We start from the raw sequence: 12,069 nt of genomic DNA, 5'->3' as shown, positions 1-12,069 counted from the left end.
AGTGTTGATCACAAATCCGGGACTCATCTCATCCGACCCGGTACTAAGGGATTAGCAATCTCAGCATTGCGGGTAATTGTTGCAAAGGCGGCGGCGCCCAAGAATCTGCACCAGACCGGGAAAATTTCCCGGGTATAACAAAAAACCGCAGAGGTAGCCGTCATGACCCAACCCGCACGTCGCCAACCCTTCGTCTTGAGTGTGCTGCTCAGTGCCATGCTGTTGTCCGGCCAGGCATTGGCCGCCGTCTCCGATCAAGACATCCTCCAGGACCCCAAGAACCCGGAGCAGATCGTCACCAACGGTCTGGGCGTCCAGGGTCAGCGTTACAGCCCGCTGGACACTCTCAACGTCGACAACGTGAAGGAGTTGCGGCCCGTGTGGGCGTTCTCCTTCGGCGGTGAAAAACAACGCGGTCAGCAAGCACAGCCGATGATCAAGGACGGCGTGATGTACATGACCGGCTCTTACTCGCGGGTGTTCGCGGTGGATGCGCGCACCGGCAAGAAACTCTGGCAATACGATGCGCGCCTGCCCGACGACATCCGTCCGTGCTGCGACGTAATCAACCGTGGCGTGGCGCTGTATGGCGACCTGGTGTTCTTCGGCACCCTCGACGCCAAACTCGTGGCCCTGAACAAAGACACCGGCAAAGTGGTGTGGAGCAAGCAGGTTGCCGACCACAAGGAAGGCTATTCGATCAGCGCCGCGCCGCTGGTGATCAACGGCAAGCTGATTACCGGCGTGGCCGGTGGCGAGTTCGGGGTGGTCGGCAAGATCTCGGCCTACGACCCGAAAAACGGTGACCTGCTGTGGACCCGGCCGACGGTCGAGGGCCACATGGGCTACGTCTACAAGGACGGCAAAGCGATAGAAAACGGTATCTCCGGCGGTGAAGCGGGCAAGACCTGGCCCGGCGATCTCTGGAAAACCGGCGGCGCGGCGCCTTGGCTGGGCGGCTATTACGACCCGGAAACCAACCTGCTGCTGTTCGGCACCGGCAACCCGGCGCCATGGAACTCGCACTTGCGTCCGGGCGACAACCTCTACTCATCGTCGCGCTTGGCCCTCAATCCAGACGACGGCACGATCAAGTGGCACTTTCAGAGCACACCTCACGACGGCTGGGACTATGACGGCGTGAACGAATTGATCTCGTTCAACTACACCGAAAACGGCAAAGAAATCAAAGCCGCCGCCACCGCCGACCGCAACGGTTTCTTCTACGTGCTGGACCGCACCAACGGCAAATTCATCCGCGGCTTCCCGTTCGTGGACAAGATCACCTGGGCCTCTGGCCTGGATAAAGATGGCCGGCCGATCTACAACGAAGCCAGCCGTCCCGGCGCCCCAGGCACAGAAGCCAAAGGCAGTTCAGTGTTCGTCGCCCCGGCCTTTCTCGGCGCGAAAAACTGGATGCCGATGGCCTACAACAAGGACACCGGGCTGTTCTACGTGCCGTCTAACGAGTGGGGCATGGACATCTGGAATGAAGGCATCGCCTACAAGAAAGGCGCGGCGTTCCTCGGAGCCGGGTTCACCATCAAACCATTGAACGAAGATTACATCGGTGTGCTGCGCGCCATCGACCCGAAAACCGGCAAGGAAGTCTGGCGCCACAAGAACTACGCGCCGCTGTGGGGCGGTGTGCTCACCACCAAAGGCAACCTGGTGTTCACCGGCACGCCGGAAGGTTTCCTCCAGGCGTTCAATGCCAAGACTGGCGAGAAAGTCTGGGAATTCCAGACCGGCTCCGGCGTGCTCGGCTCGCCTGTGACCTGGGAAATGGACGGCGAACAGTACGTCTCGGTGCTGTCCGGCTGGGGCGGTGCTGTTCCGCTCTGGGGCGGCGAAGTGGCCAAGCGCATCAAGGATTTCAACCAGGGCGGCATGCTCTGGACGTTCAAGTTGCCCAAGGATCTGGTGGCCAAACACTAACCCTGAACCCACCGCATAACCCTGTAGGAGCGAGCTCGCTCGCGATGAACCCGAGAACGCCGCGGAGTGTCAGGTTTCCAGCGTTATCGTTGACGACCATCGTCGGAACGCCGCCCGGAGCAAGCTCGCTCCTACGACCAAATAACGAGACTCCCCCTGCCAACGGCGCATTCGTCTGGCACGCGGGGCTCGCTACCATCGATTCATCGCCTGTTTGCCCGACAGGCATCGACCCAGACAGAGGCCCACCATGATCTACGCACAACCCGGAACACCTGGCGCCGTCGTTTCGTTCAAAGCGCGCTACGGCAATTTCATCGGCGGCGAATTCGTCGCGCCGGTCAATGGCCAGTACTTCACCAACACGTCGCCGGTCACCGGTGAAGTGATTGCTGAATTCCCGCGCTCCAGCGCCGCCGACATCGACAAAGCACTCGACGCTGCTCATGCCGCCGCGGATGCCTGGGGCAAGACCTCGGCCCAGGACCGTTCCCTGGTGCTGCTGAAAATCGCCGACCGTATCGAACAGAATCTGGAAATCCTCGCGGTCACCGAAACCTGGGACAACGGCAAAGCCGTGCGCGAAACCCTGAACGCCGATGTGCCGCTGGCCGCCGACCATTTCCGTTACTTCGCCGGTTGCATCCGCGCGCAGGAAGGGGGTGCCGCCGAGATCAACGAACTGACCACCGCCTACCACTTTCACGAACCGCTGGGCGTGGTCGGGCAGATCATTCCGTGGAACTTCCCGCTGCTGATGGCCGCATGGAAACTCGCCCCGGCCCTCGCGGCGGGCAACTGCGTGGTGCTCAAACCCGCCGAGCAGACGCCGCTGTCGATCATGGTGTTCGCTGAATTGATTGCCGATTTACTGCCGGCCGGGGTGTTGAACATCGTTCAAGGCTTTGGTCGCGAAGCCGGTGAGGCGCTGGCCACCAGCAAGCGTATCGCGAAGATTGCCTTCACCGGTTCCACCCCGGTCGGCGCGCACATCCTGCATTGCGCTGCCGAGAACATCATTCCAAGCACCGTTGAGCTGGGCGGCAAATCACCGAACATCTTCTTCGAAGACATCATGAACGCCGAGCCGCAGTTCATCGAGAAGGCCGCCGAAGGGCTTGTGTTGGCCTTCTTCAACCAGGGTGAAGTCTGCACCTGTCCGTCACGGGCGCTGGTGCAGGAGTCGATCTACGAACCGTTCATGGCCGAAGTCATGAAGAAGATCGTCAAGATCAAGCGCGGTAATCCGCTGGACACCGAGACCATGGTCGGCGCCCAGGCCTCGGAGCAGCAATACGACAAGATCCTCTCGTACCTGAAAATCGCTCAGGAGGAGGGCGCCGAGTTGCTCACCGGCGGCGCGGCCGAACGTCTTGAAGGCGACCTGTCCAGCGGCTATTACATCCAGCCGACGCTGCTCAAGGGCCACAACAAAATGCGCGTGTTCCAGGAAGAAATCTTCGGCCCGGTGGTGGGTATCACCACCTTCAAGGACGAAGCTGAAGCCTTGGCGATCGCCAACGACAGTGAGTTCGGCCTCGGCGCCGGCTTGTGGACCCGTGACATCAACCGTGCGTACCGCATGGGTCGGGCGATCAAGGCGGGACGTGTCTGGACCAACTGCTACCACCTGTACCCGGCCCACGCTGCGTTTGGTGGCTACAAGAAATCCGGGGTCGGCCGTGAAAACCACAAGATGATGCTCGACCACTACCAGCAGACCAAAAACCTGCTGGTGAGCTACGACATCAATCCGATGGGGTTCTTCTAACCCCCCCCGTAAAAACACTGAAAAACTTGTGGGAGCGAGCTTGCTCGCGATAGCGGTCTGACAGTCAACATCAATGTTGAATGTACTGGCCTCATCGCGAGCAAGCTCGCTCCCACAGTGGTTTTGGGTAATGCCTGGAAGTCTTTCGGCACCCCCTACCAACGCACGCCGCCATCTCCTTCGAAAGTAGCATTCGGTCACCTGGCCCCCCGTGCATTAATGGCTTTACCGGAATTGACCGGCACAAGAAGAGGATTGACCCATGTGGAATAAACCCGCGTTCACCGACCTGCGCATTGGCTTCGAAGTGACGATGTATTTCGCCAACCGCTGATTGTTCACCCGGCCAACCGTTGCGTTGGCCGGGCCTGCCTTCTGGAGCATCGACCATGCATATCCGCGTTCTCGGTTCCGCCGCTGGCGGCGGTTTTCCGCAATGGAACTGCAACTGCCGCCAGTGCACGGGTGTGCGCAACGGCAGCTTGCGGGCGCACCAACGCACGCAGTCTTCCATTGCCCTGAGCGACAACGGTGTGGAGTGGGTGCTGTGCAACGCTTCACCGGACATCCGCGCGCAACTCGCGAGTTTCGCGCCCCTGCAACCGGCACGCCGGTTGCGCGACACCGCGATTGCCGGTGTCGTCCTGCTGGACAGTCAGATCGATCACTGCACCGGCCTGTTGAGCCTGCGCGAAGGTTGCCCGCATTCAGTGTGGTGCACCGCGCGAGTCCATCAGGACCTGAGCAGCGGCTTCCCGTTATTCACCATGCTGACGCACTGGAATGGCGGCTTGCAGTGGCAACCCATCGGCCTGGACCGCGAGCCGTTCAGCATTGCGGCCTGCGAACACCTGCAGTTTCGGGCGATTCCCCTGGTCAGCAACGCACCGCCGTACTCGCCTAATCGCGGCCATCCGCAACCCGGCGACACGATCGGCCTGTTTGTCGAAGACCTGCGCAGCGGTGCCTCACTGTTCTATGCGCCGGGCCTGGGGCAGATCGATGACGACGTGTTGAGCTGGATGCAGCGCGCCGATTGCCTACTGCTGGACGGCACGTTATGGCGCGATGACGAGATGCGCGTGTGCGAAGTCGGCCACAGTCTGGGCAGTGAAATGGGCCATCTGGCACAGAGCGGACCCGGCGGCATGCTTGAGGTGCTGGAGGGTTTCACCCGCCAGCGCAAGGTGCTGATCCACATCAACAACACTAACCCGATCCTTGATCAAGACTCGGCGGAGCGGGCGTTGCTGGAGCGGCGCGGGATTGAGGTCGCCTATGACGGCATGGACATTGTGTTGTAGCGAATGTCCCCATCGCGAGCAAGCTCGCTCCCACAGGGGGCTTGTTTGCGCAACAGATCCAATGTGGGAGCGAGCTTGCTCGCGATGAGGCCAGTCCAAACGCCGCCAAATCCGGAGAACTGCAATGACCAACACCCCCATGTCCCCCGCCGAATTCGAGGCCGCCCTGCGTGCCAAAGGCGCCTACTACCACATTCATCATCCGTTCCACCAAGCCATGTACGCCGGGCGCGCCACCCGCGAGCAGATTCAGGGCTGGGTCGCCAATCGCTTCTACTATCAGGTCAATATCCCACTAAAGGATGCCGCGATTCTGGCCAACTGCCCGGACCGCGACGTGCGCCGTGAATGGCTGCAGCGCATCCTCGACCATGACGGTGCGCCCGGCAGCGAAGGTGGCATCGAGGCCTGGCTGCGTTTGGGAGAAGCGGTGGGGCTGGAACGCGAGCACCTGCTGTCCCAGGAACGGGTGCTCCCCGGTGTGCGTTTCGCCGTGGATGCCTACGTCAATTTCGCGCGTCGCGCCTGTTGGCAGGAAGCCGCCAGCAGTTCACTCACCGAGCTGTTTGCTCCGCAGATCCATCAATCCCGGCTCGACGCCTGGCCCACTCACTATCCGTGGATCGACGTCGCCGGTTACGACTATTTCCGTACGCGGCTGGGGCAGGCGCGGCGGGATGTCGAGCACGGTTTGCGCATCACGCTGGCGCATTACGTCACCGCCGAAGGCCAACAACGGATGCTGGAGATTCTGCAGTTCAAGCTCGACGTTCTCTGGAGCATGCTCGATGCCATGAGCATGGCCTACGAACTGGAACGCCCGCCTTATCACACCGTCACCCCCCACAACGTCTGGCACCGGGGGATCGCCCTGTGAGGCAGATTGATCAGCGCCCCGGCCCACCTTTGTGGTTGTTGGCAGAGCTGACTTACCGCTGCCCGCTGCAATGTCCTTACTGCTCCAATCCATTGGATTTCGCCGCATCAGGCGAAGAGCTGAGCACCGAAGAATGGATTCGGGTCTTTCGCGAGGCGCGAGCAATGGGCGCCGCGCAACTGGGGTTTTCCGGTGGCGAGCCGTTGGTTCGACCGGATCTGGCAGAGCTGATCAAAGCGGCGCGGGACATGGGTTACTACACCAACCTCATCACCTCGGGGATCGGTCTGACCGAGCAGAAAGTGCGCGACTTCAAGGTCGCCGGGCTGGACCATATCCAGATCAGCTTTCAAGCGGCAGACGAAGCGGTGAACAACATGCTCGCCGGCTCGCGCAAAGCCTTCGCGCAAAAACTCGCCATGGCTCGAGCGGTGAAAGCCCAGGGCTATCCGATGGTGCTGAACTTCGTCACCCACCGGCACAACATCGATCAGATTGCTCAGATCATTGAGCTTTGCCTGGAGCTGGAAGCGGATTTCGTCGAATTGGCGACGTGCCAGTTTTACGGCTGGGCAGAACTCAACCGCGTCGGCCTGTTGCCGACCCGCGAGCAACTGCAGCGCGCCGAGCGCATCACCAACGAATATCGACAACGCCTGGAGGCGCAGGGCCACCCGTGCAAGCTGATCTTCGTCACCCCGGATTACTACGAAGAGCGCCCCAAGACCTGCATGAACGGCTGGGCCAATCTGTTTCTCGACATCACCCCGGACGGCACCGCGTTGCCTTGCCACAGTGCCCGGCAGTTGCCGGTCGAGTTTCCCAATGTGCGCGAGCACAGCATCGAACACATCTGGACCGCCTCCTTCGGTTTCAATCGTTTTCGCGGTGATGACTGGATGAAAGAGCCGTGCCGTTCCTGCGATGAAAAGCACAAGGATCTCGGCGGCTGTCGCTGCCAGGCGTTCATGCTGACCGGCGATGCCAGCAATGCCGACCCGGTGTGCAGCAAGTCAGCGCATCACGGCGTGATCCTCAAGGCCCGCGAGGAAGCCGATGCGCCGGGGCAGGGCATGGAGCACCTGACGTTGCGCAACGAAAAGGCCTCGCGACTGATCTACCGCGGATGAATCACGCACAGCGCCACTGTAGGAGCGAGCTTGCTCGCGAAGGATGTCAACGATGATGGGTACTCCCTGTATGTCCGCGGTGTTTTTACGTCCTTCGCGAGCAAGCTCGCTCCTACAATGAATCTTTAGAGAATGGAAGCAAGTGCTACCCATTGGTCTGATTGCATTCGCAGCCGGATGCTTTAGTGTGGAATCTACCTTTCAAAACAATAAAAAACAGGCTTTCCAATGAGCCAGAATCTCAGCCAGCTGCGTAAATTCGTTTCACCTGAAATCATCTTTGGTGCCGGTTGCCGGCACAATGTCGGCAACTACGCCAAGACCTTTGGTGCGCGTAAGGTGCTTGTGGTCAGTGATCCCGGGGTGATTGCCGCCGGGTGGGTCGCCGATGTCGAGGCCAGCCTGCAAGCGCAGGGCATCGATTATTTTTTATATAGCGACGTTTCACCCAATCCGCGGGTCGAGGAAGTCATGCTCGGCGCCGAGCTGTACCGGGAAAACCACTGTGATGTCATCGTGGCGGTCGGAGGTGGCAGCCCGATGGATTGCGGCAAAGGCATCGGCATTGTCGTCGCCCATGGACGCAACATCCTTGAGTTCGAGGGCGTGGACACCATCCGCGTCCCAAGCCCGCCGCTGATCCTGATTCCGACCACCGCCGGCACATCGGCGGATGTCTCGCAGTTCGTGATCATTTCCAACCAGCAAGAGCGGATGAAGTTCTCCATCGTCAGCAAGGCTGTCGTGCCGGACGTGTCGCTGATCGACCCGGAAACCACCCTGAGCATGGACCCGTTCCTGTCGGCTTGTACCGGGATCGACGCGCTGGTCCATGCCATCGAAGCGTTTGTCTCGACCGGTCATGGGCCACTGACTGACCCCCATGCACTGGAGGCGATGCGGCTGATCAACGGCAACCTGGTGCAGATGATCGCCAACCCCACGGACATTGCCCTGCGCGAAAAAATCATGCTGGGCAGCATGCAGGCCGGGCTGGCGTTCTCCAATGCGATCCTGGGCGCGGTGCACGCCATGTCCCACAGCCTGGGCGGCTTTCTGGATTTGCCCCACGGCTTGTGCAACGCGGTGCTGGTGGAACACGTCGTTGCGTTCAACTACACGTCGGCACCGGAGCGTTTCAAGGTGATCGCCGAGACGTTCGGTATTGATTGCCGGGGCCTCAATCACCGGCAGATTTGCGGGCGTCTGGTCGAACACCTGATCGCTCTAAAACGTGCCATCGGCTTCCATGAAACCCTCGGTTTGCACGGGGTCAGCACAGCAGACATCCCCTTCCTGTCGCAACACGCCATGCACGACCCGTGCATCCTGACCAACCCGCGAGAGTCCAGTCAGCGTGATGTCGAGGTCGTCTATGGCGAAGCCCTCTGACGAACAGCAACGGGCGCTGGCCGGGTTACTGGGATTAGGCAACCACTCGGCGCGCAAGAGCCATTACCCGGAACTGGCCGCGCGCCTCGACGAACTGGAAGCCGAGCGCAATCGCTACAAATGGCTGTTCGAAAATGCGGTGCACGGGATCTTCCAGGCCAGCCTGCTCGAAGGCATGCGCGCCGCCAACCCGGCGCTGGCGCGGATGCTCGGCTATCAGGACCCGCAAGAGGTGCTGTTCTCCCTGGCCGATCTGGCGAGCAACCTGTTTATCGGCGGTGCCGAAGAACTGGAAAACATTGGCGAAATCCTGAAAACCCAACGCAGTCTGCACGGCTATGAAACCCAGTTGCGCCGCAAGGATGGCAGCAGCCTCGACGTGCTGATGAACCTGCTGCTTAAACCCGATCAGGAAGGTCTGGTGGAAGGTTTCGTTGCCGACATCACCGAACGAAAACTGGCCCAGCAACGCCTGCAACAACTCAATGACGAGTTGGAACAACGGGTCACCGCGCGTACCGATGAGTTGCTGGAAGCCAACCGCAATCTGCAACAGCAGATCACCCAGCGTGAGCAGGTCGAGCAGGCGCTGCGCGATGCCCGTGACGCCGCCCAGGCCGCCAACCGCAGCAAAGACAAATACCTCGCGGCCGCCAGCCACGACCTGCTGCAACCGCTGAATGCCGCGCGGTTGCTGATCTCGACCTTGCGCGAGCGCCGGCTGCCCGACGTCGAGCAGGTGCTGGTGGAGCGCACGCACCAGGCCCTGGAAGGCGCGGAGGATTTGCTCACGGATCTGTTGGACATTTCCCGGCTCGATCAGGCGGCGGTCAAGCCAGACATCGCACTGTACCGGCTCGACGAATTGCTCGGGCCGTTGGTTTCGGAGTTCCAGTCAGTGGCGCAAGCGGCCGGGTTGACCCTGCGCTCGCGCATCGGCGATTACGCCGTTCATACCGACCTGCGTTTGATGACCCGCATCCTGCGCAACTTCCTCAGTAACGCCTGCCGCTACACCGACCAGGGCAGCATCTTGCTGGGGGCCAGACGCAGGGGCGACGTGTTGCGTATCGAGGTCTGGGACACCGGACGCGGAATTGCAGCCGATCGGCTCGACTCGATTTTTCTCGAGTTCAACCAACTGGACGTCGGACGCGCCGCCGACCGCAAAGGCGTGGGGCTGGGGCTGGCGATAGTCGAGCGGATCGCCAAAATTCTCGACTACCGGATACAGGTTCATTCGCTGCCGGGGCGCGGTTCGATGTTCAGCATCGACGTGCCGATATCCCATGAGATTCCGCTGCCCATCAGTCTGGCGGCACCGCAGCCGGGGATGGGCAACCCATTGCCAGGCCGGCGTTTGCTGGTGCTGGACAACGAGGTGAGCATCCTTGAAAGCATGCGCGCATTGCTCGGGCAGTGGGGCTGCGAAGTGCTCACCGCCACCGATGAGGTCACAGCGCTGGCCGCGTTACAGGGCCAGGCGCCGGAGCTGATTCTGGCGGACTATCACCTCGATCACGGCGTTGTGGGCTGTGATGTGGTCAGGCATTTACGCGAGCATTTCAACCAGACGATTCCAGCGGTCATCATCACCGCCGACCGCACCGACCAGTGTCGGCGTGCGTTGCAACGGCTCGACGCACCGCTGCTGAACAAGCCCGTGAAACCCGGCAAGTTGCGTGCGGTGCTGAGTCAGATGCTGGGGTCGTCAAGTGCGCGATAGTGCAGGCTGAACCCCAACTCGGCGGTTTGCCCCTGGCCCAGTAACCGCAACCCCGGCCGACCCGGCAGATGGTGCGCATTGACCGGATGACTCACCGGTTCGATACAGAAAAAGGCCAGGTCCACCGGGCAATACAGCAGGTAGTAGTCGCTGCCGGTGACCTGGCAGTCCAGTTCATAACCGAGGTCGGGTTGCTGGATCAGGCAATGGCCGTCCCATTCGCAGAAACCGTTGTCGACCAGCGTGTCAGGCAATCCCTTTGATTGCTGGAAATCCCACTCGGCGGGTAATGAACTCAGGTGGGTCGGCAGTTTTGTGGCATCGCATAACCAGACGTGTCGAGCCGGCGCCTGCAACTGCGTTCGGGCGGTGCGCGGAAAGTAAGGATGCAAACCCAGCCCATGCCAGGCAGCCCGTTCGTCCAGGTGGGTAACGTGCAATTCGATGCTCAGCTTGCCTTCGCTCAGATGGAAGCGTTGGCGGGCACGGTAGGCGAAGGGGGTTGTGCTGTCGAGTTGCAGGACGACTTCATTGCGTGTCCGGGAAATCACCTGCCACGGCTGTTGCCAGGCGCTGCCATGAATCGGCAGGGGATCGGTGAGGCTGTTGGGCGTCAGCGCCAGCCATCCCTCGGGGCAGTTGAAACCGCCTTGGGCAATCCGGTTTGACCAGGGCGCCAAGGGATAGCACGCAAGTTTCCCGGGCAGCCCGGTGTTCAGGGCGTGGGCGTCGCTGTGGCGCAACAGCGGTTGGCCGGTGCTGCGAACGGTCCAGTTGACGATGCTCGCGCCGGTGTCGGGGGCGAGGGTGAGGCGGGTGAAGTCGTCTTCGAGTTCGAGGAGTGTTGGCGTCATGTCAATTGAACTCTGATGTGAGAACACCGCTGAGCCTTGTAGCAGCCGTCGAGCACCGCGAGGCAGCGTTCGGCGGCGCAGCCGTCGCAAACCCTGCAGCCAGGTTCCTTCAGTCAGACTGCGGACGCAGCCTCGCGGTGCTCGGCAGCTGCTACAAGGGGCGGATGTTTTTCATTGCTTGAAAAGAGGTTCAGGCAAGCCCTTGACGCCCGGGTCGAGGGCGAACACGCCGCCGGCCAGCGATTGTTCGTCATGATCGTCAGCAGGGCGGATCGAGGTCACGAACAGCGTGTCCAGTCGACTGCCACCGAAGGCGCACATGCTCGGTTTTTTGACGGGCACGGTCAGCGAACGGTCCAGTCGACCGTCGGGGGTGAAGCGGTGAATCAGCCCGGCGTCGTTGGCACAGATCCAGTAGCAACCGTCGGCGTCGATGGCGGCGCCGTCGGGGCGTCCGTTGAAGTGATTCATGTCGACAAACACCCGACGGTTCGAGGGTGTGCCACTGTCGATGTCGTAATCGAAGGCCCAGATCTGTTGGACCAAGGGATGAGAATCCGACAGGTACATCGTTTTTCCGTCCGGGCTGAAACCCAGGCCATTGGGCACCATGAGCCCGTGCAGTTGTGGATCGAGCGGGCCGCGCTGGCCGGCGCTGTAGCGATAAAGCGTGCCGGCGGCGGCGTTGGCGCCCATGTTCAGCACCATGCTGCCGGCCCAGAAACGCCCTTGACGATCGCAGCGGCCATCGTTGAGGCGCATGTCGGTGCGGGCGTGATCGACGTGGGCCAGCAGGTCGCTGTCGAGGCTGCCGTCGTCGTGCGCACGCAAATGAAAGAAGCCGCTTTCCATCCCGGCCATCCAGCCACCTGCGCGGCTGCGGGTAATGCAGGCGAGCATTTCCGGGGCCGTCCAGGTGTCGACTTGGCCGCTTTCGGCACGCCAGCGCTGTAGCCCTCCGGCAGGAATGTCAACCCAGTACAGGGCGTTTTCCTCGGGAACCCAGACCGGGCTTTCACCGACCGCGTTACGGGCATCGACAATCAATTCGGCTTGCATGGCAACGGTTTACCCTGG

The 12,069-nt window shown here is 61.2% G+C and carries 10 protein-coding genes; 8 read left to right on the top strand and 2 right to left on the bottom strand.

Annotation, left to right across the window (positions count from 1 at the left end; genetic code table 11):
* The first annotated feature begins 162 nt into the window (after positions 1 to 162).
* The 8 genes from AC1MDT_RS09240 (at position 163) to AC1MDT_RS09205 (ending at position 10,138) form a co-directional block, all read left to right on the top strand.
* On the top strand, positions 163 to 1,938 hold the full coding sequence (locus AC1MDT_RS09240) for a PQQ-dependent methanol/ethanol family dehydrogenase (RefSeq protein ID WP_480421728.1): 1,776 nt from the start codon (positions 163 to 165) through the stop codon (positions 1,936 to 1,938).
* 250 nt (positions 1,939 to 2,188) lie between these two features.
* Complete coding sequence (exaC, locus tag AC1MDT_RS09235) at positions 2,189 to 3,709, top strand: acetaldehyde dehydrogenase ExaC (RefSeq protein ID WP_480421727.1); 1,521 nt, start codon at positions 2,189 to 2,191, stop codon at positions 3,707 to 3,709.
* 262 nt (positions 3,710 to 3,971) lie between these two features.
* Positions 3,972 to 4,043, top strand: a complete 72-nt coding sequence (gene pqqA, locus AC1MDT_RS09230; protein WP_010455123.1) for a pyrroloquinoline quinone precursor peptide PqqA — start codon at positions 3,972 to 3,974, stop codon at positions 4,041 to 4,043.
* 55 nt (positions 4,044 to 4,098) lie between these two features.
* On the top strand, positions 4,099 to 5,013 hold the full coding sequence (gene pqqB / locus AC1MDT_RS09225) for a pyrroloquinoline quinone biosynthesis protein PqqB (RefSeq protein ID WP_480421726.1): 915 nt from the start codon (positions 4,099 to 4,101) through the stop codon (positions 5,011 to 5,013).
* Between the two features lie 124 nt (positions 5,014 to 5,137).
* A complete protein-coding gene (gene pqqC, locus AC1MDT_RS09220) occupies positions 5,138 to 5,890 on the top strand; it encodes a pyrroloquinoline-quinone synthase PqqC (RefSeq protein ID WP_480421725.1) in 753 nt (250 codons plus the stop codon).
* Positions 5,887 to 7,020, top strand: coding sequence for a pyrroloquinoline quinone biosynthesis protein PqqE (gene pqqE / locus AC1MDT_RS09215; RefSeq protein ID WP_480421724.1), 1,134 nt, complete (start codon positions 5,887 to 5,889; stop codon positions 7,018 to 7,020). Before pqqC ends, pqqE begins: the two co-directional genes overlap by 4 nt.
* A gap of 228 nt (positions 7,021 to 7,248) precedes the next feature.
* Positions 7,249 to 8,412, top strand: coding sequence for an alcohol dehydrogenase-like regulatory protein ErcA (gene ercA / locus AC1MDT_RS09210; RefSeq protein ID WP_480421723.1), 1,164 nt, complete (start codon positions 7,249 to 7,251; stop codon positions 8,410 to 8,412).
* On the top strand, positions 8,396 to 10,138 hold the full coding sequence (locus AC1MDT_RS09205) for a PAS domain-containing hybrid sensor histidine kinase/response regulator (protein WP_480421722.1): 1,743 nt from the start codon (positions 8,396 to 8,398) through the stop codon (positions 10,136 to 10,138). Before ercA ends, AC1MDT_RS09205 begins: the two co-directional genes overlap by 17 nt.
* On the opposite strand, the gene AC1MDT_RS09200 is transcribed toward AC1MDT_RS09205, so the two are convergent.
* Both AC1MDT_RS09200 and AC1MDT_RS09195 read right to left on the bottom strand, forming a co-directional pair.
* Positions 10,108 to 10,992: an aldose 1-epimerase gene (locus AC1MDT_RS09200; RefSeq protein ID WP_480421721.1), complete on the bottom strand. Its 885-nt coding sequence runs from the start codon at positions 10,990 to 10,992 to the stop codon at positions 10,108 to 10,110. The two genes, AC1MDT_RS09205 and AC1MDT_RS09200, sit on opposite strands and share 31 nt — an antisense overlap.
* A gap of 171 nt (positions 10,993 to 11,163) precedes the next feature.
* Positions 11,164 to 12,051, bottom strand: a complete 888-nt coding sequence (locus AC1MDT_RS09195) for an SMP-30/gluconolactonase/LRE family protein (RefSeq protein WP_480421720.1) — start codon at positions 12,049 to 12,051, stop codon at positions 11,164 to 11,166.
* Between the last annotated feature and the right edge of the window lie 18 nt (positions 12,052 to 12,069).

This window comes from Pseudomonas sp. ASL7 (assembly GCF_056680375.1).
Note: the sequence above shows the minus strand (reverse complement) of the source record. Positions and strands in the feature narration are given on the sequence as shown.